The sequence below is a fragment of the Pseudomonas sp. SC3(2021) genome (assembly GCF_019856535.1).
Classification (GTDB): Bacteria; Pseudomonadota; Gammaproteobacteria; order Pseudomonadales; family Pseudomonadaceae; genus Aquipseudomonas; species Aquipseudomonas monsensis.
Genome location: NZ_CP082236.1, coordinates 671926 through 696954, shown reverse-complemented (window position 1 = coordinate 696954; position 25029 = coordinate 671926). Strand labels below are relative to the sequence as shown.

Below are 25029 nucleotides of genomic sequence, written 5' to 3'. Positions count from 1 at the left end.
TTTGTTGTCATTTTTTGATTTGAGGTACGACCTCGTGAGTCGTGCCTGCGGATACTTATGCAGCGACCATACCCATTGCAAGATCCAGAGCGGCTGCTGGCCTCAAAGCGTGGCACGAACGTACCTTAATGTCGCATCTGTGTAACTTCTGACGCATTTGACCGTTTGCGGGTGGTTTTTACGGTGCAAACGAGGCCCCAAATTGGTGCGCGGGTCACGTTGTGCGCGCCGCCTTGGGGCTTGGTGTTACTTATTTATACCCACGCCATAGAACGGGGTCAGCCCGAACGGACTGATGCGGAAGTCAGTGACTTCCTTGCGCAGCGGCTGGAACACCGTGGAGTTGGCAATCGGCGTGATCGGCACCTGCTGTTTAAGGATCAGTTGCGCCTGTTGATACAGTTTTACCCGTTGCGCCTTGTCGGTGGAGACCTTGGCCTGCTGCACCAGTTTGTCGTATGCCGGGTCGCACCATTTGGCGTAGTTGCTGCCTTTCACTGCCGCGCAGCTGTAGAGCACGCCGAGCCAGTTGTCCGGGTCGCCGTTGTCACCTGTCCAACCATAGATCATCGCGTCGTGTTCGCCATTCTTGGCGCGCTTGATGTACTCGCCCCATTCGTAACTGACGATGTTGGCCTTGATGCCGATCTTGTCCCAGTCCTGCTGGATCATTTGTGCCGACATTCGCGCATTCGGGTTCGAGGCGCGCTGCACCGTCATCGCCCAGAGATTGATGGTTGTACCCGGTGCAACCCCGGCTTCTTTCAGTAGCGCCCGCGCTTTGACCGGGTCGTACGGAGCATCCTTGATGTTCGGGTCATACGACCATTGCGCCGGCGGCAAGGCGTTTTGGGCCAGTTGGCCGGCGCTTTGGTAAACGGCTTTGATGATCGCCAGTTTGTCGATGGCCATGTCCAGTGCCTGCCGCACTTTGAGCTGGTCGAGTGGCGGGTGAGTGGTGTTGTAGGCGAGGAAGCCGAGGTTGAAACCGGCTTGTTTGAGCACGCGCAGGTTCGAGTCTTTTTCCATCACTTCGATGTCGGCCGGGCGTGGGTAGCCACTGACCTGGCATTCGCCTGCCTTGAGTTTTTGCAAGCGTACGGCGGCGTCCGGGGTGATCGAGAAAATCAGGTTGTCGATTTTGACGTCTTCGGGTTTCCAGTACGCCGTGTTGGCGGCGTAGCGGATTTGCGAGTCCTTCTGGTAGCGCTTGAACACGAACGGGCCGGTGCCCACCGGTTTCTGGTTGAGGTCGGCGGCTTTGCCTTCCTTCAACAGTTGCGCGGCGTATTCGGCCGATTGCACCGAGGCGAAGCTCATGGCGAGGTTTTGCACGAAGGCGGCGTCGACGTTGTTCAGGTTGAAGCGCACGGTCTGGTCGTCGATCTTTTCCACGGATTTGATCGTGGTGTTCAGGCCCATGTCGGTGAAGTACGGGGACTCGGCGGGGTAGGCCTTGCGGAAGGCGTTGTCCGGGTCGAGCAGGCGCTGGAAGGTGAAGAGGACGTCGTCGGCGTTGAAGTCGCGGGTCGGGGTGAAATATTCCGTTGTGTGGAATTTCACGCCTTGCCGTAGGTGGAAGGTGTATTGCAGGCCGTCGCTGGAGACGTCCCATTTTGTCGCCAGGCCGGGTTCGATGTCGGTACCGCCGCGTTTGAATTGGGTGAGGCGGTTGAAGACGGTTTCGGCGGAGGCGTCGAAGTCGGTGCCGCTGGTGTATTGGCTGGGGTCGAAGCCGGCGGGGCTGGCTTCGGAGCAGTAGACCAGGGTGGTGGCGGCGTTGGCGATCGGGGCTATGGCTGTTAGGGCGAGGGTGATTAATAGTGGCTTGAGGGTGAATCTTTCCATGGAGTCCCCGGGGAGTTGGAGGTGGTTGTGTTTTTAGGGTAGCGGGGATTTGGGGGGCTTCGGAAATATCGTTTTTCTTGGGGGAGTGTCTATCTCGGTATATCCAGCGATTGTGGGCATATCCGTTGCTGCGGTGATGGCTGCTTAGGGTTCCGCCCTTACGGCGGGTCACTTTTGACAAACGCCTCAAAAGTAACCAAAAACGCTTGCTCCTGCGTGCGGCCCGCTCGCTGGGGCTCGGGGTTCCTTCGCTCCGGGATCGATCCGGGCGCAGCGCCTACGGTTTGCTTCGCTGCACCTCCTCTCGCTGTGTTTGGCTGCGCCAAACGGTCGCTGCGCTCCCACGCCCGGATCAATCCCTCCACTCAGCCTTCCGATGTCGCCCGTGGATCAAGATCAAAAGCAGGCGAGCTGACACTCGGCCTATTGAGTGGTGAAGAGCACGACGTGTTCGGCTTTGGTTTTGTGTTGGATTCGCCCCTCACCCCAGCCCTCTCCCGAGGGAGAGGGGGCCGATTTGTGGGCTTTTCAGAATCTGAGTTCGACTCGGTATCGCACGTCGGCGTATCTCTTCCAGTCCACGCGGTCAGTCCCCTCTCCCTCCGGGAGAGGGCTAGGGTGAGGGTTGGCTTTTGGTTGTTTAAATTTGTGTCAAATAATCAGAACCTTCCCACAAGGTTTTCAGGTTGTCCGTCGGACGTGGGCTCTCTAGGCTCTGGTTGTCGCTGAATGTTCAGCGATCGGGTGTGAGAACCCGTCGAGCTTGAAACTAGCACCAGTAAGACCATAATTGCGGCCGACTTATAAGCTGTCGCGATGCCTTATGGCGGCTGTGTGCGGGCAGACTTCGGTCTGGCCGGTTTTCTGCTCACCGGTTTCTCACTCCGCACATAGCTGCCACCCTTTACCACGTGAGAAATGGCTAAGGGCTGGCTCGAATGACGAGCAGATTTTTATGAAAGATAAAATTGTCCCCGATCCACCCCTCGAACCCACAACCCCACTCGCCGAAGCCATCCGCGCCGACGACCTCGCCAAAAACCGCGAAGCCATCAAACGCGCCCTGGATTTTTACCTCAGCCCCGACCCGGTCAAACCCCGGCAACCCAGTACGATGTTCCTGATTCAGCCAAACATCGACACTGAAAGCCTGCTGGCGCATGCCTGTGAGTCACTGGCGTCGGCGAATACGCTGGCAGGTAATTTTGCCGATCAGTTGGGCCGGCCCGAGCGTAATACGGCGTTGGCGATCCAGCAGATCATCATGCTGGCCGAGCTGGCGGTGAACCGGGCGCTGGATCGGGTTGATCCGCAGACCTGAGACCGCTTTATCGTTCTTCGCGAGCAGGCTGACTCCTACAGGGGAACACATTGCAAATTGTAGGAGTGAGCCTGCTCGCGATGGCGTCAGACGAATCACCAAGAATCCCGGGAATAAAAAAACCGCCGATCATTCACCGATCGGCGGTTTTTCATTCAGCCCACATCAAATCACTGCATCAACACTTCAATCGAGCCATCAGCCGTCATGCTGACCTGGCTGGTACCGGCTTCAACTTCCGGCGTCACTGGCGCCGAATCCATGGCCGCCGCTTTCATCATCATCGGGGCGCGCATGTACGGTTGTGGATAACCGTTGCTGTTGAGGTTCAGGTTGACGATTTTGTAGCCCTTGCCGCCCAGAGCGTCGGTGGCCAGTTGGGCGCGGGCCTTGAAGGCGGTGACGGCTTCCTTGAGCAATTGGTCTTCGCTGGCCTTGCGGGTCGGGTCGGCGATAGCGAAGTCCATGCCGCCCATTTTCAGGTCGGTCAGCAGTTCGCCGGTGAGTTTGGACAGGGCGGCGAAGTCGGCGCTTTCCAGGCGCAGTTCGGCGCGTTCGCGCCAGCCGGTGATTTTCTGGCCCTTGGTGTCGTAGATCGGGTAGCTGTTGCGGCTGCCCTGGCGCAGGGTGATGTCTTTGACTTGCTTGGCCTGGGCCAGAGCCTTGTTCATGGTGGTGCTGACGTCGGCGGCGAGTTTGGCCGGGTCGGTGTTTTGTTCTTCGGTGTAGAGGGTCACGATCATCAGGTCGCGGGCCACTTCCTGGCTGACTTCGGCGCGCAGGGCAATCTGGTTGTAGTGCAGCTCATCGGCGGCCAGGGCTGGAAGGCTAGCGGCGCTGCCGACGGTCAGGGCGAGAAGGGCGGCGCTGCGGCGAAATGTGTGCATGAAGGCTCCTTGATAAGGGCGCAGGTGTTGGTTCGGGCCTGCGTGAACCATCAGACTCTAGCTTCTGCGATCCGGTTCGCCCAGTTACAACTTCTATACAGATGGCCAAGGCTGGACTGAGAGCGCTCATGTGGCGAGGGGATTTATCCCCGATCGGCTGCGAAGCAGTCGCCAATCCAGCTGCCGAGAAATGCCTGAAAGAACGGCGCTGGAGATTTTTGGGGCGGCTTCGCCACCCATCGGGGATAAACACCCTCGCCACAATTGGACTCTACTCACTGAGAAGTTGAGGGCGGCTTAGCCGAATTTGCCCGCTACGCCATGTGGTCGTTTGCCGCACTTTCGCCTCTCAAGGCCGCGGCTTGGTTATACTCCGTGCGATCCGCCTGGAGCGCTCATCAGGAGAGCTCATGCTCGCCCCCGTACAACTGACTTCCGCCACTCGCCAGAACCTCTGGCGGCTGACCTTCATTCGCACCCTGGTGCTCGCTGCGCAGGCGGGCTCCGTCGGCCTGGCCTACTGGCTGCAACTGCTGCCGTTGCCGTGGGTGCAGTTGGCGATGACCCTTGGTTGCTCGACGCTGCTGTGCGTGTTCACCGCCGTGCGCCTGCGCACATCGTGGCCGGTGACCGAGCTCGAATACGCGTTGCAGCTGGCGTGCGATCTGGTGATCCACAGTGCGCTGCTGTATTTCTCCGGCGGTTCGACCAACCCGTTCGTTTCCTATTACCTGGTGCCGCTGACCATCGCCGCCGTGACGCTGCCGTGGCGTTATTCGGTGATTCTGTCGGGTATTGCGCTGGCGCTGTACACCTTGATGCTGACGCGTTTCTACCCGCTGGAAACCCTGCCGGTGGCCCGCGAGAACCTGCAGATCTATGGCATGTGGCTGAGCTTTGCCCTCGCGGCGGCGGTCATCACGTTCTTTGCTGCACGCATGGCCGAGGAGCTGCGCCGCCAGGAAGAGCTGCGGGCGATCCGCCGTGAAGAAGGCCTGCGCGATCAGCAGTTGCTCGCCGTCGCCACCCAGGCTGCCGGCGCGGCGCATGAACTGGGCACGCCGCTGGCAACCATGAGTGTATTGCTCAAGGAAATGCAGCAGGATCATCCCGACCCGATGCTGCAAGACGATCTGAAAGTGCTGCAGGATCAGGTCAAACTGTGCAAAGAGACCCTGCAACAATTGGTGCGTGCTGCCGAGGCCAACCGGCGGATGGCCGTGGAGATGCAGGACGTCACCCAGTGGCTCGACGAAGCACTGAACCGCTGGCATCTGATGCGTCCGGAAGCCAGTTACCGCTTCCAGCGTCTCGGTCAGGGCAGTGTGCCGCGCATGGCGCCGCCGCCGGATCTGACTCAGGCGCTGTTGAACCTGCTCAACAACGCCGCCGACGCTTGCCCGGAAAATCTCCAGGTCACCCTGGACTGGGACGTCGAGAACGTGACCATCAGCATTCGTGACCACGGTGCCGGCGTGCCGCTGGCCATCGCCGAGCAGATCGGCAAACCTTTTTTTACCACCAAGGGCAAAGGTTTCGGCCTGGGCCTGTTTTTGAGCAAGGCCAGCGTGACACGCGCCGGCGGCTCAGTGAAACTCTACAGTCATGAGGAAGGCGGCACGCTCACCGAGCTGCGCCTGCCCCACGGCGCCCGAGGAGACCAACATGAGTGACGAAATCCAAGTCGAAGGCGAAGAGCTGCCGCATCTGCTGCTGGTCGACGACGACGCGACCTTTACCCGAGTCATGGCTCGCGCCATGGCCCGCCGCGGCTTTCGCGTGAGTACCGCAGGTTCCGCTGAAGAGGGCCTGACCATCGCCCAGGCTGACCTGCCGGACTACGCCGCGCTGGACCTGAAAATGGACGGCGACTCCGGCCTCGTGCTGCTGCCGAAGTTGCTGGAACTGGACCCGGAAATGCGCGTAGTGATCCTCACCGGTTACTCGAGCATTGCCACCGCCGTCGAAGCGATCAAGCGCGGTGCCTGCAACTACCTGTGCAAACCGGCCGACGCCGACGACGTGCTGGCCGCGCTGCTCTCCGAGCACGCCGACCTCGACAGCCTGGTGCCGGAAAACCCGATGTCGGTCGATCGCCTGCAGTGGGAGCACATCCAGCGTGTGCTGACCGAGCACGAAGGCAACATCTCCGCCACTGCCCGCGCCTTGGGCATGCACCGCCGCACCCTGCAGCGCAAACTGCAGAAGCGCCCGGTTCGTCGCTGAACCTGCGCTGAACGGCTATCTTCAGCCCTCGCGATAAAACGCACCGATCTACTATGATCGGTGCGTGTCTGTTCTTTTCTATATTGAGCCTTATCCATGAATCAGAACGCTGAATATTCCGCGGTCAACGATGCTGTGCGCGGGCAGTTTTTTCGCAAGGTTTGGGGAATCATCACGCCTTATTGGCGCAGTGAAGAGAAGGGCAAGGCCTGGACGCTGTTGATCGCAGTAATCGCGCTCTCGCTACTGAGCGTGGGTATCTCGGTGTGGTTCAACACTTGGTACAAGGACTTTTACAATGCGCTGCAAAAGAAGGATGAAGCGGCGTTCTGGCAACTGATCCTGTATTTCTGTGTGATTGCGGCTGTGGCGATTATCGGTGCCGTTTACCGGCTTTATCTGACTCAGATGCTGACGATTCGCTGGCGGGCCTGGCTCACTGAAAAGCATTTTTCCCGATGGCTTGCCGACAAGAATTATTACCAGCTGGAGCAGGGTGGTTACACCGATAACCCGGATCAGCGGATTTCCGAAGACCTCAACAACTTCACCTCCAACACGCTTGAACTGGGCATCGGGCTGCTGCGCAATATTGTCAGCCTGGTGTCGTTCTCGATCATTTTGTGGGGCGTGTCGGGCAGTATTGAAGTGTACGGCGTCACCATTCCCGGCTACATGTTCTGGTGTGTGCTGGTTTACGCTGTGGTGGGCAGTTGGCTGACGCATTTGATCGGTCGTCGCTTGATCGGTCTGAATAACCAGCAACAACGTTTCGAAGCCGACCTGCGTTTTTCCATGGTGCGAATTCGCGAGAATGCCGAAAGCATCGCGTTGTACAACGGCGAACCGAACGAGAATCGCCGATTGAGCGCCCGCTTCGGTAATGTCTGGCACAACTTCTGGGACATCATGAAAGTGTCCAAACGCCTGACATTCTTTACCGCCGGTTACAGTCAGGCGGCCATCATCTTTCCGTTTATCGTGGCTTCGCCGCGTTACCTGTCCGGCAAGATTGAGCTCGGTGAGCTGATGCAGATCAGCTCGGCATTCGGCAACGTTCAGGAAAGCTTCAGTTGGTTCATCAATGCTTACCAGAGCCTCGCTTCCTGGCGCGCCACCTGTGATCGACTGCTGAGTTTCCGCCAGGCCATGACCGACAACGAAGACCGCGCGCCGGCCATCGTTGTGCAGAATCAGGGGAGCGAATTGAACGTACGCAACCTTGGCCTGGATCTGGCCGACGGTCGTCATCTGCTGACCAATGCCGATATGACTGTCGAGCCGGGCGAGCGGGTGATGCTCAGCGGCCGCTCCGGCAGCGGCAAGTCCACGTTGCTGCGGGCAATGGGGCATTTGTGGCCGGCGGGGCACGGCAACATTCGGCTGCCGGCGGCGCGGTATCTGTTCCTGCCGCAGAAACCGTATCTGCCGATCGGCACCCTGCGCGAGGCGCTCAGTTATCCACAACCGGGCGACACCTACGCGCCGGAACGTTATGCACAAGTGCTGGAAACCTGCCGCTTGCCGCATCTGGTCGCGCGGCTGGACGAGGCCAATCACTGGCAGCGCATGCTGTCGCCGGGCGAGCAGCAACGTTTGGCCTTCGCTCGTGCAATGCTTTACGCACCGCAGTGGCTGTACATGGATGAAGCTACCTCAGCGATGGATGAAGAGGATGAGGCAACGCTATACCAAGCGCTGATCGATCAATTGCCGGGGCTGAGCATTGTCAGCGTCGGCCATCGCAGCAGTCTGAAACGCTTCCACCCACGGCATGTGCGGATCGACAGCGGCCATTTGGTTGAACAGACCGTGACTGCCTGATCAACACACATCCCATGTGGGAGCTGGCTTGCCAGCGATGGCGTCGGTTCAGTCGACATTTTCGTCGACAGGTATGGCCTCATCGCTGGCAAGCCAGCTCCCACAGGTTTTGTATGGAAATGGAAAGTGATCGTACAACCCGCTTGAGCTATCATGCCCACAAGCCGAATTTTCGAGACCCGATGCACACCATGGAAAACCTGATCGACACCCCGCGCCTCCCACGCAAGCGCCGCAGCCTGGCCCAGGAACTGGTGACGGTGCTGAGCGAGCAGATCCGCGATGGCCTGCTCAAGCGTGGCGACAAGCTGCCCACCGAGTCGGCGATCATGGAAGCTCATGGGGTCAGCCGCACAGTGGTGCGCGAGGCGATTTCCCGTTTGCAGGCCGCCGGTCAGGTGGAAACCCGCCACGGCATCGGCACTTTTGTGCTCGATACCCCGAGCCCGAGCGGTTTCCGGATTGATCCGGCCACCGTCGTTACCCTGCGGGATGTGCTGGCCATTCTCGAATTGCGCATCAGCCTGGAAGTCGAGTCGGCCGGGCTCGCGGCGCAACGCCGCAGCCCGGAGCAACTGGCAACCATGCGTGCCGCTCTCGATGCGCTCAACGAAAGCGCTGCACACGCCAGTGACGCGGTTGCGTCGGACTTCGCCTTTCACCTGGAAATCGCGCTGTCCACCGGCAATCGTTATTTCACCGACATCATGACCCACCTGGGTACCAGCATCATTCCGCGTACGCGGCTGAATTCCGCGCGGCTGGCGCATGACGATCAGCAGCACTACATGAGCCGTCTGAGCCGCGAGCACGAAGAAATCTACGAAGCGATCGCCCGTCAGGATTCCGATGCGGCCCGTGCCGCCATGCGTCTGCACCTGACCAACAGCCGCGAACGATTGCGCCAGGCCCATGAAGAGGCACAGGCGCAGCGCTGAGCCTCAGGTTTCGATGCAGAGCATCAGCAGCTCGGAACACGGCTCCAGACTGGACTCATCGGCGAACTTGTAGCGCAGCTCAACCTCTTCGTTCAGATAGGTTTCGAGCGCCTCCCTGGGGATGCGCAACTCGATACCGTTGAGTTTCATTGCCTCTTCGCTGGCATCGTCCCAGATCCCGGTGGGCTGGGTCTGCCCTTGCCAGTCGGGGTCTTCGGGATCGGCGCCGAGAATCGGGTAGACCTCCCAGTTCGCCGGAATGTCGGTCGCGTCAGGCACCTGAAGAATCAATTCGTCGCCGAGTGTCGACAGGCTGACAGTGGCTTTTTCCGGTGGGTGACCGGGGGCTTGGGAAAGGATTGGTGGGGCAAAAGTCATGGGTTCGCTCTCCGTGCGAGGTGAGCCGTGATCCGTTCACGGCGGTTTGTGCACGGTACGGGCCTTTGCGCAGAGGTGCTTTAAACCGTTCGTTGCCAGCTATTTCAATTTCCTTTTGCAAGCGCTGTCGCAGGCTGCGACCTTTAGATCTTGATCATTAAAAATCAACGTCAAAGGATCGCAGCCTGCGGTAGCTCCTGCTGGGAAGGGTTTAGAGGGTGGGCAGAATCCAGCGATCCACTCTCACGGCCAGCGGCCCGGTGACGGGTTTGGCGTTAAACGTCGCGTATCCCTGATCATCCACGGTCGCCCGGGCAATTGGCAGGCCTTTGGCCAACAGTTCCAGCGGCGCACCCTTGAGCGATTGGCCTGAGGCCAGTTCCAGTTTCAATGTGATCTTCATGGTGTTCTCCTCAATTGACGTTGCCGGTGGGCTGGTAGTCCTTTAGCAATAGATAGGTGCTCCAGCCCCACCAGTCGTCGATGGTCGCGGTGTCGTTGAGGTTGTTGACGTCCTTGCGCCGCAGTACTTTGCCGCCCTCGACCCGGAACAGCGGCGAGAAGTTGCTGGAAAGATTCAGTACCGCCGTCAGATCCGGCAGCCGTTGCAGCGCGGCGAACGCCGACGGAGCGGGCGCATTGCCGCTGAGGTAGGCGGCAAAGACTTCATCCGCCGAGGCCTGCACAGCCAGATTGACCTGGGTGCGGTTGTCCGCGTCGCTGGCCTCGAAATAGCGCTTGTCGCCGAAGGCACGCCATTGAGCGCCATGGGCGTTGCGCACCTTGAGGCCGAATTTGCTGTCTTCGTCATGCATGAAGCGGGTTACCAGCGAGCCAAGATCGCTGGGCGTCACCACCGCCGCCATCTCTTTGCGCGGCACGCGCAGGTGCCCGGAGGAGAACAGGTCGGTGAGGAAATGGTCGGCGAACGCGTTCATCGCGTAGGCCCTTTCCAGCTGTTGCTCATCGTGACTGGCCCGGGCCGCGACGGCGGTCTGCAGGGCGGCGGTGTGGCCGGCGATGTAGGCCAGTCTGGCCCATTCGCCGAAGTGATCGGCGTTGTTCGCCGCCAGTTTCAGATAACGCCCAAGCGGGAACAGCGCCGAAACAAAGCTGCCGCCGCCGGTGAGCTTGTTCCACTCTTCCGACAACGTATCTCCTAGCGCATCGTAGGCTTCATGCGGTTGTTTACCGTCCTTGATCGCCTGTTTAACCGCGTCGATTTCTTTCTGCATGACCGCGAGGATCTGCGGCGCCTCAGCACGGGACGCCGACAGCACGGCAAGGGAATCGAAGGCAGCGTTGAAGCGGTTCAGGCGATCGGCCGGGGTCGCCCCTTCGTTGATCGGCCGGTCGACCACACCGTAGAAATCGCCGCCCAGTGCCAGGATCTGGCCGTAGGTCAGGGCGAGGCCGTTGGGCAGGTGTAACGGCACGTTTTGCGCACGGATCGGTTCGGCGGTTTCGCTGAAGCGCAGCAGGGTGTTGTCGCCGATGGCCGTGTGTTCAGCGCCTTCGAAGCGCAATTGCGCTTTGCCTTTGAGCGGTTTGCCGGGGAGGCCGGTGACCGGTTCGACATCGCTGTGGGCGTCGGCAATGTGCAGCACCAGATGCGGGTTGTCGGTGCTGAAGCGGATGCCGGTCTTGGTGAACAGATCATCGAAACGGGCGATGACCGGCTTGGGTCTTTCCTGTGGTTTGGGCTGTAGTCCGGACATTTCTTTCTCCTTGATATGTCATCGGTGGGTTTAATTTAACTGTATATATATACAGTTGAATTGAGCCTAGATGAGAATTTTCCTACGTCAAGAAAGAATCCTGTCCGACAAAAAATGCTGGTCAGCGATGAAATGCAGTTGACGGTTATCTTTTAAGTTGTACGATGACCTACAACTTCAGCGCTGGCTGAATCATAAAACTCACAAAAAACGTTGCCACCCAGGGTGTTCGAAAAATGAATCCACAAGAACTGAAGTCCATCCTCTCCGCCGGCCTGCTGTCCTTCCCGGTCACCGATTTCAACGCGCAGGGTGATTTCAACCGCGCGGGCTATATCAAACGTCTGGAATGGCTGGCCCCGTATGGCGCTTCAGCATTGTTCGCCGCCGGTGGCACCGGTGAGTTCTTCTCCCTGGCTGCCAGCGAATACTCGGAAATCATCAAGACGGCCGTCGACACCTGCGCGACCAGCGTGCCGATTCTGGCCGGTGTTGGCGGTTCAACCCGCCAGGCCATCGAATACGCTCAAGAGGCCGAGCGTCTGGGCGCCAAAGGCTTGTTGCTGCTGCCGCACTACCTGACCGAAGCCAGCCAGGACGGCGTTGCCGCTCACGTTGAAGCTGTGTGTAAATCGGTCAACATCGGCGTGGTCGTCTACAACCGCAACGTTTGCCGCCTCAACGCACCGCTGCTGGAACGTCTGGCCGAGCGCTGCCCGAACCTGATCGGCTACAAGGATGGTCTGGGCGATATCGAGTTGATGGTGTCGATCCGCCGCCGCCTCGGTGATCGCTTCAGCTACCTCGGCGGCCTGCCGACCGCCGAAGTCTACGCCGCAGCCTACAAGGCGTTGGGCGTGCCGGTTTACTCCTCGGCGGTGTTCAACTTCATCCCGAAAACCGCGATGGACTTCTACCACGCGATCGCTCGTGAAGATCACGCCACCGTCGGCAAGATCATCGACGACTTCTTCCTGCCGTACCTCGACATTCGCAACCGCAAGGCTGGTTATGCCGTGAGCATCGTCAAGGCAGGCGCGAAAATCGCCGGCTATGACGCAGGCCCGGTGCGGGCCCCGCTGACCGACCTGACCGGCGAAGAGTACGAAATGCTCGCCGCGCTGATCGACAAGCAAGGTGCGCAGTAACACCCGATATAAGCGAGGCCGCTGAGCAATCAGCGGCTTTTTGCGTGAAGGCTTTGAGATTTGAGGGCTGCCCCTGTGACAACTGCAAAACGCTACGACAACTACATCAACGGCGAATGGGTTGCCGGTGCCGACTACTCGGCCAACATCAACCCGTCGGAACTGAGCGACACCATCGGCGATTACGCCAAGGCTGATCTGACTCAGGTTCACGCCGCCATCGACGCCGCCCGCGCGGCCTTCCCGGCATGGTCGACCTCGGGTATTCAGGCCCGTCACGATTCGCTGGATAAAGTCGGCAGCGAAATTCTCGCCCGTCGCGAAGAACTCGGCACCTTGCTGGCCCGGGAAGAGGGCAAGACCCTGCCCGAAGCCATCGGCGAAGTGACTCGTGCCGGCAACATCTTCAAATTCTTCGCCGGTGAATGCCTGCGTCTGTCCGGCGATTACGTGCCGTCGGTGCGTCCGGGCGTCAATGTTGAAGTCACCCGCGAAGCACTCGGCGTGGTCGGTCTGATCACCCCGTGGAACTTCCCGATTGCAATTCCGGCGTGGAAAATCGCGCCAGCCTTGGCCTACGGCAACTGCGTGGTATTGAAACCGGCCGATCTGGTGCCGGGTTGCGCCTGGGCACTGGCCGAAATCATCTCCCGGGCAGGCTTTCCGGCCGGCGTGTTCAACCTGGTGATGGGCAGCGGTCGTGTGGTTGGCGATGCGCTGGTGCAGAGCCCGAAAGTCGACGGCATCAGCTTCACCGGGTCGGTGGGCGTGGGTCGGCAGATCGCGGTCAACTGCGTGTCGCGCCAAGCCAAAGTGCAACTGGAAATGGGCGGCAAGAACCCGCAGATCATTCTCGACGACGCCGACCTCAAACAAGCGGTCGAGCTGTCGGTGCAGAGTGCGTTCTACTCCACCGGCCAGCGTTGCACCGCTTCCAGCCGCTTGATCGTCACTGCCGGGATCCACGATAAGTTCGTCGAGGCGATGGCCGAGCGCATGAAGTCGATCAAGGTCGGCCACGCCCTGAAATCCGGCACTGACATCGGTCCAGTGGTTTCCCAGGCGCAGCTTGAACAGGATCTGAAGTACATCGACATCGGCCAGTCCGAAGGTGCGCGTCTGGTCAGCGGCGGCGGTCTGGTGACCTGTGACACCGAAGGTTATTTCCTCGCGCCAACGCTGTTTGCCGACAGCGAAGCGTCGATGCGTATCAGCCGCGAAGAAATCTTCGGCCCGGTGGCCAACATTGTTCGCGTGGCGGATTACGACGCGGCGCTGGCAATGGCCAATGACACCGAGTTCGGTCTGTCGGCGGGTATCGCCACCACTTCGCTGAAGTACGCCAACCACTTCAAGCGTCACTCGCAGGCCGGAATGGTGATGGTCAATTTGCCGACCGCTGGCGTCGATTACCACGTTCCGTTCGGGGGCCGTAAGGGTTCATCCTATGGCTCACGTGAGCAAGGCCGCTATGCGCAAGAGTTCTACACCGTGGTGAAAACCGCCTACATAGGCTCCTGACACACGCAATACCTGTGGGGGCTTGCCTGCAAGCGATAGCATCACCGCGGTGTAACTGAACAACCGCAGTGATGCTATCGCCGGCAGGCCAGCTCCCACAAAAAACAGACCAAAGAAGATTCACCCGCGCATAAAAATAATCAGTGGGAGTACATCTACATGCAATCGTCCAAGCCGACTCACGTCCGCTATTTGATCCTGCTCATGCTGTTTCTGGTGACCACGATCAACTACGCCGACCGCGCCACGATCGCCATCGCCGGCTCCAGCCTGCAAAAAGATCTGGGCATCGACGCGGTCACCCTCGGCTATATCTTCTCTGCCTTCGGTTGGGCCTACGTGGCCGGGCAAATCCCCGGCGGCTGGCTGCTCGACCGCTTTGGCTCGAAAAAAGTCTATGCCCTGAGCATTTTCACCTGGTCGCTGTTCACCGTGCTGCAAGGCTTTGTCGGTGAGTTCGGCATGTCCACGGCGATTGTTGCGCTGTTCATGCTGCGCTTCCTCGTCGGTCTGGCGGAGGCGCCATCCTTCCCGGGCAACGCGCGCATCGTCGCCGCGTGGTTTCCAACCGCTGAACGCGGCACCGCTTCGGCGATCTTCAACTCGGCGCAATACTTCGCCACCGTGCTGTTCGCGCCGCTGATGGGCTGGATCGTCTATAGCTTTGGCTGGGAGCACGTGTTCATTGTCATGGGCGTGTTCGGCATCGTCTTCTCGGGGATCTGGCTCAAGGTTATCCACAGCCCGCGTCAGCATCCGATGGCCAACGCAGCGGAAGTGCAGTTCATCGCCGACAACGGCGGCATGGTCGACATGGACCAGAACAAAGGCAAAAAGGCTGACGGGCCGAAATGGGATTACATTCGTCAGTTGCTGACCAACCGTATGATGCTCGGCGTGTACCTGGGCCAGTACTGCATCAACGGCATCACTTACTTCTTCCTGACGTGGTTCCCGGTGTACCTGGTGCAAGAGCGTGGCATGACCATTCTCAAGGCCGGTTTCATCGCCTCGTTGCCGGCGATCTGCGGCTTCATCGGTGGCGTGCTCGGCGGGGTGATTTCCGATTACCTGCTGCGCAAAGGGCATTCGCTGACTTTCGCCCGCAAGGCGCCGATCATCGCCGGGTTGCTGGTGTCCAGCAGCATCGTGGCCTGCAACTATGTCGACGTTGAATGGATGGTCGTGGGCTTCATGGCGTTGGCGTTCTTCGGCAAAGGCGTGGGCGCGCTGGGCTGGGCGGTGGTCTCCGACACCTCGCCAAAACAGATCGCCGGTCTGAGCGGTGGCCTGTTCAACACCTTCGGCAACATCGCTTCGATTACCACGCCGATCGTGATCGGCTACATCATCAGCTCCACCGGATCGTTCAAATGGGCGCTGGTGTTCGTTGGTGCCAACGCACTGGTTGCGGTGTTCAGCTACCTGGTGATCGTCGGCCCGATCAAACGCGTGGTACTCAAAGAGCCGCCAACCCATGGCGGTACTGAAGCCACCGGCAAATTGTCTCAAGCGCATTCCTGAGGAGCGGCGTCATGCAGTTGATTGAACATTCCGACTCGCCGCGCTACATCCGCCTGCACGAGCGGGACAACGTAGTGATTGTGGTCAACGACCAGGGCGTGCCGGCCGGCACCGAATTTCCCGACGGTCTGGTGACTGTGGATTTTGTACCGCAGAGCCACAAGGTCACCCTCGCAGACATTCCCGAGGGCGGCCAGGTGATTCGCTACGGCCAGACCATCGGCTACGCGTTGCAGCCCATTCCGCGCGGCAGTTGGGTCAAGGAAGATCAACTGCGCATGCCGACCGCGCCGCCGCTGGACAGCCTGCCGCTGTCCACCGAAGTGCCGCCCGCCCAGGCACCGCTGGAAGGCTTCACCTTCGAGGGTTATCGCAATGCCGACGGCACTGTCGGCACGCGCAACATTCTCGGGATTACTACCACGGTGCAGTGTGTCACTGGTGTGCTCGATCATGCGGTGAAGCGCATCAAGGACGAGTTGCTGCCCAAATACCCGCACGTCGATGACGTGGTGGCGCTGACCCACAGTTACGGCTGCGGCGTGGCGATCACCGCCACCGACGCCTACATCCCGATTCGCACCGTGCGCAATCTGGCGCGCAACCCGAATCTGGGGGGAGAGGCGCTGGTGATCAGTCTCGGTTGCGAGAAATTGCAGGCCGGGCAGGTGATGCACGAGGACGACGCTTCGGTTGATCTGAGCGAGCCGTGGCTGTATCGCCTGCAGGATTCCGGTCACGGTTTCACCGAGATGATCGAGCAGATCATGGCGCTGGCCGAAGTCCGCCTGAAGAAGCTCGACCAGCGCCGCCGCGAAACCGTGCCGGCCTCCGAGCTGATCCTCGGCATGCAGTGCGGCGGCAGCGATGCGTTTTCCGGAATCACCGCCAACCCGGCACTGGGTTACGCCTCGGACCTGCTGCTGCGCGCCGGGGCGACGGTGATGTTTTCCGAAGTCACTGAAGTGCGCGATGCGATCTACCTGCTGACTTCACGTGCGCAGAGCAAAACTGTCGCCGAGGAACTGGTGCGCGAAATGGACTGGTACGACCGTTATCTGGCCAAGGGTGAAGCGGATCGCAGCGCCAATACCACGCCAGGCAACAAGAAGGGCGGGTTGTCGAACATTGTCGAGAAGTCGCTGGGCTCGATCGTCAAATCCGGCAGCAGCGCGATCAACGGCGTGCTCGGCCCGGGCGAGCGCTTCAAGCAGAAAGGTTTGATCTTCTGCGCGACCCCGGCCAGCGATTTTGTCTGCGGCACGTTGCAATTGGCGGCGGGGATGAACCTGCATGTGTTCACCACCGGTCGCGGCACGCCCTACGGGCTGGCGATGGCACCGGTCGTAAAAGTCTCGACCCGGACCGAGCTGGCGCAGCGTTGGCCGGACCTGATCGACATCGACGCCGGACGGATTGCCACCGGTCGCGCAACCATCGAGGAGTTGGGTTGGGAGTTGTTCCACTACTATCTGGATGTGGCGAGCGGCAAGCAGCAGACGTGGGCGGAGAAGCACAAGCTGCATAACGACATCACGCTGTTCAATCCGGCGCCGATTACTTGATGCGTGATCGGCTTGGCCCTCACCCCAGCCCTCTCCCGGAGGGAGAGGGGGCCGACCGAGGTGTCTTGCGCATTACATCGACCTGAAAGACCGAGTCGATTATGGATTTGGCGATGTCATTTCAGGTCGATGAATTGACTGAAGATCCCGCGATCGGTCCGCTCTCCCTTGGGGAGAGGGCTAGGGAGGGGCCGACCGAGTTGATTATGGCCTGCTACAGGCATTGCTGGATTCAGCCATGTCATTTCAGGTCGATGGATTTCTCCAATATCCCGCGATCGGTCCGCTCTCCCTTTGGGAGAGGGCTAGGGTGAGGGGCTTTTGCTTTATCATTGCCACCTAACGACGCTCACCCAAGGCTCCCCCGGCATGCTGGCAATCTTCCTCGAAACCCTGAACATCACCGCGCCGGTGTTTGCCATGCTGTTTCTCGGTGTGTTGCTCAAACGCATCGACTGGATCAACGACAACTTCATCCACACCGCCTCGTCGCTGGTGTTCAACGTCAGCATGCCGGCGCTGCTGTTTCTCGGCATTCTGCATGCGGATCTGCACGCCGCACTGCAACCGGCACTGCTGATCTACTTCGCCGTCGCCACGCTGGCGAGTTTTGCCCTGGCCTGGGGCTGGGCGATTCTGCGTTGCCCTCGCGAAGATCGCGGCATCTACACCCAAGGCGCGTTTCGCGGCAACAACGGGGTGATCGGTCTGGCACTGGCGGCGAGCATGTACGGTGATTACGGAATTTCCCTCGGGGCGATTCTCGCCGCGCTGGTGATCCTGTTTTACAACACCCTGTCGACCATTGTCCTGGCGGTGTACAGCCCGGTGATCAAGTCCGATCCGTGGAGCATCTGCAAAAGCGTGTTCAGCAACCCGCTGATCATCAGCGTGATTGCCGCGGCGCCGTTTGCCTATTTCAAAATCGGTTTGCCGGGCTGGCTGGAGACATCTGGACAGTATCTGGCGCAGACCACGTTGCCACTGGCGCTGATCTGCATCGGCGGAACCCTGTCACTGGCGGCGTTGCGCAAGAGCGGCAACATGGCGCTCAGTTCGAGTCTGGTGAAGATGATCGGTTTGCCAGTGCTGGCGACTTTGGGGGCCTGGTTGTGGGGATTTCGCGGCGCGGAGCTGGGGATTCTGTTTCTGTACTTCGGCAGCCCGACGGCGGCGGCGAGTTTCGTCATGGCCCGGGCGGCGCAGGGCAATCATGAGCTGGCGGCGGCGATCATTGTGCTGACCACGCTGATGGCGGCGGTGACCACCAATGTCGGGATCTTTGTTTTGCAGTGGGGTGGATGGATCTGACCGAAAGATTTTCGGTGATTTTTCCGGCCTCATCGCGGGCAAGCCCGCTCCCACAGGTTTTTCGGTTGTTAATCAGATTTCATCAACATTGAGATCCCTGTGGGAGCGGGCTTGCCCGCGATGAGGCCCGGAAGGTCACTCAGGTTTCTGGTAGCTATCGATCACTTCCTGCGCCGCGCGAAACGCATCAATCGCCGCCGGCACGCCGGCATACACTGCGCAATGCAGCAGCGCCTCACGAATCTCATCCACCGTGCAGCCATTGTTCAGCGCGCCGCGCACATGGCCCTTCAACTCCTGTGGGCACTTCAGCGCGGTCAGTGCGGCGAGGGTGATCAGGCTGCGGGTTTTCAGCGGCAGACCTTCACGATTCCACACGCCGCCCCAGGCGTGTTCATTGACGAAATCCTGCAGCGGCTGGGTGAACTCGGTGGCGTTGCCCAAGGCGCGATCAACAAATGCATCGCCCATTACCTGACGGCGGACTTCAACCCCGGACTTCTTCGATTCGGTCATGGCATATCCCTCTTGTGGTGTTGGCGGCGCCAGGCGCGGATCGACGTGAACAGCAGAAACGTCAACAGCGTCGGCAATACATAAAACAGCATCAACCGCTCGAGCTTGCCGGCCAGCGGCATGCCGGTGGTGAACGACACCACGTGCAACCCGTACGCCAGGTACAAACCGAGCAACAGCAAACCTTCGGCACGTGTCACGCGGTAGCCGGAATAGAACACCGGCAGGCACAGCGCGGCGACGCCGAGCATCACCGGCAGGTCGAAATCCAGCGCGTTCGGCGACACCGACAGCGGCGTCGGTGCGATCAGTGCGGTCAGGCCGAGCACCCCCAGCAGGTTGAACAGGTTGGCGCCGATCACGTTGCCGACAGCGATGTCGCGTTGTCCGCGCAAGGCCGCGATCAACGACGTCGCGAGTTCCGGCAGCGACGTGCCGACGGCGACCACGGTCAGGCCGATGACGCGTTCCGAGAAGCCGAGATCAGTCGCCACCACAACCGCAGCGTTGAGCAACAGGTGCCCGGCGAACACCAGCATGGCCAGGCCGACGATGATCATCAGCGCGCTGGCGATCCATGACGCCTGCAGCGCTTGCGGGGGATCGGAATGCGGTCGCGTCGAGTGGCGCGACTGCCGAAACAGCAAACCGAGGTACAACGCCAGGGCGGCCAGTAGCACGATGCCGTCGAAACGCCCGATCTCCTCGTTCCATGCCAGGACGAACACCAGCAGGCTGGCGCCGATCATCAGCGGAATATCGAGGCGCACCAGTTGCCGCGACACACGCAGCGGAATGATCAACGCCGACAGGCCGAGGGTGACAAGGATGTTGAAGATGCTGCTGCCGACCACACTGCCGACGGCGATGTCGGAGTTATGCGTCAGCGCAGCTTGCAGGCTGACGGCCATTTGCGGCGCGCTGCTGCCGAGGGCGACGATGGTCAGACCGATGATCAGCGGCCGTACGTGCAGACGGGCCGCCAGCCGCACCGCCGCGCGCACCATCAGTTCGGCGCCGAAGATCAGCAGGCCGAGGCCGGCGAGCAATTCGATCACGCTGATCAGCGGTAAATCGGTCAGTCCGAAAATGGTCGGTGCTCCATCAGTCGTCGAGGGCCTGGATGCGCACCCGGGCGGTGCCACTGCCGAGCATACCGAGTCGTTCGGCCGCTTCGCGTGAAACATCGATCAGGCGACCACGGGTATGCGGCCCGCGATCATTGATGCGGACCACGCAGGACTTGGCGTTTTTCAGGTTGGTGACCATCACCCGGGTGCCGAAAGGCAACTGGCGGTGGGCGGCGGTCAGGGAATGCTGGTTGAACGCTTCGCCGCTGGCGGTGCGTTTACCGTGGTGTTTGGCGCCGTAATAAGAGGCAACGCCGGTCTGGTCGTAACCGTGCGGGTCGATGATGTCGTTGCTGGCGCAACCGGCCAGTAGAGAGAGCAGGGCGCAGCTGATGAACAAACGCTTCATTCAAAGGTTTCCCGAATCAAATGTGGGAGTGACCTGTGGCGAGGGGATTTATCCCCGTTGGACTGCGCAGCAGTCCCAAAATCTGAGAACTCGGTTTATCTGGTGCAAATCAAGCTCAGCCATTGGGGCCGCTTCGCGGCCCAACGGGGATAAATCCCCTCGCCACAGGTCACTCCTACAGGGGATGGAGCCAGGCTGTTTGTCTGGCTCCATTTTCATCAGCCTTCGAGCTTGCTTTTCAGCAGTTCGTTCACTTGCTGCGGGTTGGCCTTGCCTTTGGAGGCTTTCATGGCCTGACCGACGAAGAAACCGAACATCTTGCCGCGCTTGGCTTCGTCTGCAGCACGGTATTGCTCGACCTGCTCGGCGTTGGCCGCGAGCATTTCGTCCAGCACCGCCGAGATCGCGCCGCTGTCGGTAACCTGCTTCAGGCCGCGCTTTTCGATGATCTCGTCCGCAGTGCCTTCGCCATTGGCCATCGCTTCGAACACCACTTTGGCGATCTTGCCGGAGATGGTGTTGTCCTTGATGCGCTGCAGCATGCCGCCCAACAGCTCGGCGGAGACTGGCGAATCCTCGATGTCCAGGCCTTGCTTGTTGAGCAGGCTGCCCAACTCGACCATCACCCAGTTCGCTGCCAGTTTGGCGTCACCGCCGATGGCCGCGACTTTCTCGAAGTAATCCGCTTGCTCACGGCTGGTGGCCAGCACGTTGGCGTCGTAGGCCGACAGACCGAACTGGCTCTGGAAGCGCTCGCGTTTTTGCGGTGGCAGTTCTGGCAGGGTGGCGCGCACCTCGCCCAGGAACGACTCTTCGATGACCACCGGCAGCAGGTCCGGATCGGGGAAGTAACGGTAGTCGTTGGCTTCCTCTTTCGAACGCATTGGACGGGTCTCGTCCTTGTTCGGATCGTACAGACGGGTCTGCTGGATCACTTTGCCGCCGTCTTCGATCAGCTCGATCTGACGCTGGATCTCGGAGTTGATCGCCTTCTCGATGAAGCGGAACGAGTTGACGTTCTTGATCTCGCAGCGGGTGCCGAACTCGACCTGGCCTTTTGGACGTACCGAGACGTTGCAGTCGCAACGCAGCGAGCCTTCGGCCATGTTGCCGTCGCAGATGCCCAGGTAACGCACCAGCGCGTGGATCGCCTTGACGTAAGCCACGGCTTCCTTGGCGCTGCGCATGTCCGGCTCGGACACGATTTCCAGCAGCGGCGTGCCGGCACGGTTCAGGTCGATGCCGGTGGCACCGTTGAATTCTTCGTGCAGGCTCTTGCCGGCGTCTTCTTCCAGGTGCGCACGGGTGATGCCGACACGTTTGACCGTGCCGTCTTCCAGGGCGATGTCCAGGTGGCCCTTGCCGACGATCGGCAATTCCATCTGGCTGATCTGGTAGCCCTTCGGCAGGTCCGGGTAGAAGTAGTTCTTGCGGGCGAACACGTTGTGCTGACCGATCTCGGCGTCAATCGCCAGACCGAACATCACCGCCATGCGCACCGCTTCCTGGTTCAGCACCGGCAACACGCCGGGCATGCCCAGGTCGATCAGGCTGGCCTGGGTGTTCGGCTCGGAGCCGAACTGGGTGGAACTACCGGAAAAGATTTTCGACCGGGTGGTGAGCTGAGTGTGAATCTCCAGCCCGATCACGACTTCCCATTGCATGTGTGTCTCCTAGCCTTTTGCTGGGGATTTTGAAACGTTGCGAGCGAAGGTAAGGCAAGGCGAAAACTGGCGAGTAAGCGGAGTTGACGTTAGTCAATGAGCATTACGAGCCAGTTTTCAACGCAGCATTACCGAGCGCAGCAGTTTCAAAACCCCTGCGGGGTGCGGGTGTGCCAGTCAGTGTGTAACTGATACTGGTGGGCAACGTTCAACAGGCGACCTTCCTGGAAGTACGGCGCGAGCAACTGCACGCCAACCGGCAGACCGTCGACAAAACCGGCCGGCATCGACAGGCCCGGCAGGCCCGCGAGGTTGGCGGTGATGGTGTAGACGTCTTCCAGATAGGCAGCGACCGGGTCGCTGTTCTTGGCGCCGAGCTTCCAGGCCGGGTTCGGCGTGGTCGGGCCGAGGATGATGTCGACTTCATTAAAGGCCGCCATGAAGTCGTTCTTCACCAGACGACGAATCTTCTGCGCTTTCAGGTAGTAGGCATCGTAGTAACCGGCGGACAGCGCGTAGGCACCGACCATGATCCGGCGCTGCACTTCAGGGCCGAAGCCTTCGCCACGGGAGCGCTTGTACAGGTCGATCAGGTTTTCCGGGTTCTCGCAGCGATGGCCGAAACGCACGCCGTCGAAACGCGACAGGTTCGAGGAGGCTTCTGCCGGCGCAATCACGTAGTACGCAGGAATCGCGTGCTGCATGTTCGGCAGGCTGATTTCCTTGATCACCGCACCGAGCTTCTGCAGCTCTTTGATGCTGTTCTGGATCAGCTCGGCAATGCGCGGGTCGAGACCGGCGCTGAAGTATTCCTTCGGCACGCCGATGCGCAGGCCTTGCAGCGAATCGCCGAGGCTGGCGGAGTAATCCGGAACCGGCTCATCAATGCTGGTGGAGTCGTTCTGGTCGAACCCGGCCATACCTTGCAACAAAATCGCGCAGTCTTCGGCGGTGCGTGCCAACGGGCCGCCCTGATCGAGGCTGGAGGCATAAGCGATCATGCCCCAGCGCGACACGCGACCGTAGGTCGGCTTCAGGCCGGTGAGGTTGGTGAACGCCGCCGGCTGACGGATCGAGCCGCCGGTGTCGGTGGCCGTGGCCGCAGGCAACAGACGAGCGGCAACCGCCGCCGCCGAACCGCCGGACGAACCGCCCGGTACGTTTTCCAGGTTCCACGGGTTTTTCACCGCGCCGTACCAGCTCGACTCGTTGGCCGAACCCATGGCGAATTCGTCCATGTTGGTCTTGCCCAGAGTCACGGCACCGGCAGCGGCCAGTTTCGCGACCACGGTGGCGTCGTACGGGGCCTTGAAGTTATCGAGCATCTTCGAGCCGCAGCTGGTGCGAATGCCCTGGGTGCAGAACAGGTCTTTGTGAGCGATCGGCGCGCCGAGCAGGGCGCCGCTCTCACCGTTGGCCCGGCGTGCGTCGGCGGCTTTCGCCTGCTCGAGCGCCAGCTCTTCGGTGAGGCTGATGAAACTGTTGAGCTGTGGATCGAGCTGGGTGATACGCGCCAGCAGGACTTTGGTCAGCTCTTCGGAGGAAAACTTTTTATCGGCGAGACCGCGGGCGATCTCGGCCAGAGTCATTTGATGCATTGCAGGCTCTTTCCCTTTAGTCGATGACTTTCGGAACCAGATACAGGCCGTTTTCGACCGCTGGTGCGATGGACTGGTAGGCCTCGCGGTGATTGGTCTCGGTCACAACGTCGGCGCGCAGGCGCTGACTGGCTTCCAGCGGGTGGGCCAAAGGCTCGATACCGTCGGTATTGACGGCCTGCATTTCGTCGACCAGCCCGAGAATGCTGTTGAGGGCGGAAGTAATGTGCGGAAGATCGGCATCATTGAGGCCAAGGCAGGCCAGATGAGCGATTTTTTCCACGTCGGAGCGTTCTAGCGCCATCGGGATTCTCCAGTGGAAAACAGAACGGACGGCGTCCGTGTGTTAGATTGTCGGAACACTACCGCACTTCTACGGTCATAAGGCCGCGATTGTGGGGCTTGGTGCACAGAAAAGCGGCCAATTTAACATATTGGCGCCTTGCCCAAAATCCCTGTCGTTGTTAGAGTTTGCCGCACTTTTTTACCCACGCGTTGCCTAGGGTCCCTTTCCCATGTTCAAGAAACTGCGTGGCATGTTTTCCAGCGATCTTTCCATTGACCTGGGCACTGCCAACACCCTTATTTACGTGCGCGAGCGCGGTATCGTCCTGAATGAGCCATCGGTTGTGGCCATTCGGACACACGGTAACCAGAAAAGTGTCGTTGCTGTCGGCACCGAAGCCAAGCGCATGCTCGGCCGTACGCCGGGCAACATTGCTGCCATTCGTCCGATGAAAGACGGCGTAATCGCCGACTTCAGCGTCTGCGAAAAGATGCTGCAATACTTTATCAACAAGGTTCACGAAAACAGTTTTCTGCAGCCTAGCCCTCGTGTGCTGATCTGCGTTCCATGCAAATCCACCCAGGTGGAGCGTCGTGCCATCCGTGAATCGGCCCTTGGTGCCGGTGCCCGTGAAGTATTCCTGATCGAAGAGCCAATGGCTGCTGCGATCGGTGCCGGTCTGCCGGTTGAAGAAGCACGTGGTTCGATGGTTGTCGATATTGGTGGTGGTACCACTGAAATCGCGCTGATCTCCCTGAACGGTGTGGTCTATGCCGAATCCGTCCGCGTGGGCGGCGACCGCTTCGACGAAGCGATCATCACCTACGTGCGCCGCAACTACGGCAGCCTGATCGGTGAATCGACGGCCGAGCGCATCAAGCAGGAAATCGGTACGGCCTACCCGGGCGGCGAAGTTCGCGAAGTCGACGTTCGCGGTCGCAACCTGGCCGAAGGCGTTCCACGCGCATTCACCCTGAACTCCAACGAAGTGCTGGAAGCTCTGCAAGAGTCCCTGGCCACTATCGTTCAGGCTGTGAAAAGCGCCCTGGAGCAATCGCCGCCGGAGCTGGCTTCCGACATCGCCGAGCGTGGCCTGGTGCTGACCGGTGGTGGCGCGCTGCTGCGTGACCTCGACAAGTTGCTGGCCCAGGAAACCGGTCTGCCGGTGATCGTTGCCGAAGACCCGCTGACCTGCGTTGCTCGCGGCGGTGGCCGTGCATTGGAAATGATGGATAAACACACCATGGACCTGCTCTCGAGCGAATAAGTCGCCGAGT

General features: G+C 60.2%; 22 protein-coding genes. 11 read left to right on the top strand and 11 right to left on the bottom strand.

All coding sequences use genetic code 11. The annotated features are described in order from the left end of the window. Positions 1-246 precede the first annotated feature (246 nt). On the bottom strand, positions 247-1848 hold the full coding sequence (locus tag K5Y35_RS03270; protein ID WP_222833663.1) for an ABC transporter substrate-binding protein: 1602 nt from the start codon (positions 1846-1848) through the stop codon (positions 247-249). A gap of 955 nt (positions 1849-2803) precedes the next feature. Here K5Y35_RS03270 and K5Y35_RS03265 point away from each other — a divergent pair. Then, positions 2804-3169 (top strand): DUF6124 family protein, encoded by a 366-nt coding sequence (locus K5Y35_RS03265; protein WP_128614580.1) that lies wholly within the window; start codon positions 2804-2806, stop codon positions 3167-3169. 170 nt (positions 3170-3339) lie between these two features. Here K5Y35_RS03265 and K5Y35_RS03260 read toward each other — a convergent pair whose 3' ends face one another. Beyond that, complete coding sequence (locus K5Y35_RS03260) at positions 3340-4056, bottom strand: SIMPL domain-containing protein (protein ID WP_123464609.1); 717 nt, start codon at positions 4054-4056, stop codon at positions 3340-3342. A 410-nt stretch (positions 4057-4466) separates the two neighbouring features. Here K5Y35_RS03260 and K5Y35_RS03255 point away from each other — a divergent pair, with 410 nt between their 5' ends. From K5Y35_RS03255 to K5Y35_RS03240, 4 genes are all read left to right on the top strand, one after another. Further along, a complete protein-coding gene (locus K5Y35_RS03255; protein ID WP_123464611.1) occupies positions 4467-5729 on the top strand; it encodes an ATP-binding protein in 1263 nt (420 codons plus the stop codon). After that, positions 5722-6282 (top strand): response regulator transcription factor, encoded by a 561-nt coding sequence (locus tag K5Y35_RS03250; protein WP_003221630.1) that lies wholly within the window; start codon positions 5722-5724, stop codon positions 6280-6282. The genes K5Y35_RS03255 and K5Y35_RS03250 overlap by 8 nt, the downstream gene beginning before the upstream one ends. Before the next feature lie 96 nt (positions 6283-6378). Continuing rightward, positions 6379-8106 (top strand): ABC transporter ATP-binding protein/permease, encoded by a 1728-nt coding sequence (locus K5Y35_RS03245; protein WP_222833662.1) that lies wholly within the window; start codon positions 6379-6381, stop codon positions 8104-8106. A 191-nt stretch (positions 8107-8297) separates the two neighbouring features. Continuing rightward, complete coding sequence (locus tag K5Y35_RS03240; RefSeq protein ID WP_177490658.1) at positions 8298-9044, top strand: FadR/GntR family transcriptional regulator; 747 nt, start codon at positions 8298-8300, stop codon at positions 9042-9044. 3 nt (positions 9045-9047) lie between these two features. On the opposite strand, the gene K5Y35_RS03235 is transcribed toward K5Y35_RS03240, so the two are convergent. The 3 genes from K5Y35_RS03235 to K5Y35_RS03225 form a co-directional block, all read right to left on the bottom strand. Continuing rightward, positions 9048-9422: a hypothetical protein gene (locus K5Y35_RS03235; protein ID WP_222833661.1), complete on the bottom strand. Its 375-nt coding sequence runs from the start codon at positions 9420-9422 to the stop codon at positions 9048-9050. Positions 9423-9633: 211 nt separating this feature from the next. Further along, a complete protein-coding gene (locus K5Y35_RS03230) occupies positions 9634-9825 on the bottom strand; it encodes a hypothetical protein (protein ID WP_222833660.1) in 192 nt (63 codons plus the stop codon). Positions 9826-9835: 10 nt separating this feature from the next. Further along, the gene (locus tag K5Y35_RS03225) at positions 9836-11140 is read right to left on the bottom strand and encodes a phospholipase (protein WP_222833659.1); all 1305 of its coding nucleotides are present in this window, start codon (positions 11138-11140) and stop codon (positions 9836-9838) included. A 236-nt stretch (positions 11141-11376) separates the two neighbouring features. On the opposite strand from K5Y35_RS03225, the gene kdgD reads away from it, so the two are divergent. From kdgD to K5Y35_RS03200, 5 genes are all read left to right on the top strand, one after another. After that, the gene (kdgD, locus tag K5Y35_RS03220) at positions 11377-12288 is read left to right on the top strand and encodes a 5-dehydro-4-deoxyglucarate dehydratase (RefSeq protein WP_007915340.1); all 912 of its coding nucleotides are present in this window, start codon (positions 11377-11379) and stop codon (positions 12286-12288) included. Between the two features lie 75 nt (positions 12289-12363). Beyond that, entirely contained in the window at positions 12364-13809 is a 1446-nt protein-coding gene (locus K5Y35_RS03215; protein WP_222833658.1) for an aldehyde dehydrogenase family protein, read from the top strand. A gap of 159 nt (positions 13810-13968) precedes the next feature. Then, on the top strand, positions 13969-15333 hold the full coding sequence (locus K5Y35_RS03210) for an MFS transporter (RefSeq protein WP_123464624.1): 1365 nt from the start codon (positions 13969-13971) through the stop codon (positions 15331-15333). An 11-nt stretch (positions 15334-15344) separates the two neighbouring features. Continuing rightward, positions 15345-16898: a galactarate dehydratase gene (garD, locus tag K5Y35_RS03205; RefSeq protein WP_222833657.1), complete on the top strand. Its 1554-nt coding sequence runs from the start codon at positions 15345-15347 to the stop codon at positions 16896-16898. Positions 16899-17267: 369 nt separating this feature from the next. After that, a complete protein-coding gene (locus tag K5Y35_RS03200; protein ID WP_123464628.1) occupies positions 17268-18209 on the top strand; it encodes an AEC family transporter in 942 nt (313 codons plus the stop codon). A gap of 135 nt (positions 18210-18344) precedes the next feature. Here K5Y35_RS03200 and K5Y35_RS03195 read toward each other — a convergent pair whose 3' ends face one another. The 6 genes from K5Y35_RS03195 to gatC all read right to left on the bottom strand — a co-directional run bounded on the left by K5Y35_RS03195 (position 18345) and on the right by gatC (position 23770). Further along, positions 18345-18725: a carboxymuconolactone decarboxylase family protein gene (locus tag K5Y35_RS03195; RefSeq protein ID WP_011332452.1), complete on the bottom strand. Its 381-nt coding sequence runs from the start codon at positions 18723-18725 to the stop codon at positions 18345-18347. Further along, a complete protein-coding gene (locus K5Y35_RS03190; RefSeq protein WP_222833656.1) occupies positions 18722-19783 on the bottom strand; it encodes a calcium/sodium antiporter in 1062 nt (353 codons plus the stop codon). Before K5Y35_RS03190 ends, K5Y35_RS03195 begins: the two co-directional genes overlap by 4 nt. A 46-nt stretch (positions 19784-19829) precedes the next feature. Then, complete coding sequence (locus tag K5Y35_RS03185; RefSeq protein ID WP_123464633.1) at positions 19830-20204, bottom strand: septal ring lytic transglycosylase RlpA family protein; 375 nt, start codon at positions 20202-20204, stop codon at positions 19830-19832. Between the two features lie 218 nt (positions 20205-20422). After that, complete coding sequence (gatB, locus tag K5Y35_RS03180) at positions 20423-21868, bottom strand: Asp-tRNA(Asn)/Glu-tRNA(Gln) amidotransferase subunit GatB (RefSeq protein ID WP_123464635.1); 1446 nt, start codon at positions 21866-21868, stop codon at positions 20423-20425. Between the two features lie 146 nt (positions 21869-22014). Beyond that, positions 22015-23466 (bottom strand): Asp-tRNA(Asn)/Glu-tRNA(Gln) amidotransferase subunit GatA, encoded by a 1452-nt coding sequence (gatA, locus tag K5Y35_RS03175; RefSeq protein WP_222833655.1) that lies wholly within the window; start codon positions 23464-23466, stop codon positions 22015-22017. Positions 23467-23482: 16 nt separating this feature from the next. Next, entirely contained in the window at positions 23483-23770 is a 288-nt protein-coding gene (gatC, locus tag K5Y35_RS03170) for an Asp-tRNA(Asn)/Glu-tRNA(Gln) amidotransferase subunit GatC (protein WP_007901429.1), read from the bottom strand. A 211-nt stretch (positions 23771-23981) separates the two neighbouring features. Here gatC and mreB point away from each other — a divergent pair, with 211 nt between their 5' ends. Beyond that, positions 23982-25019: a rod shape-determining protein MreB gene (gene mreB / locus K5Y35_RS03165; protein WP_002555108.1), complete on the top strand. Its 1038-nt coding sequence runs from the start codon at positions 23982-23984 to the stop codon at positions 25017-25019. Positions 25020-25029 lie beyond the last annotated feature (10 nt).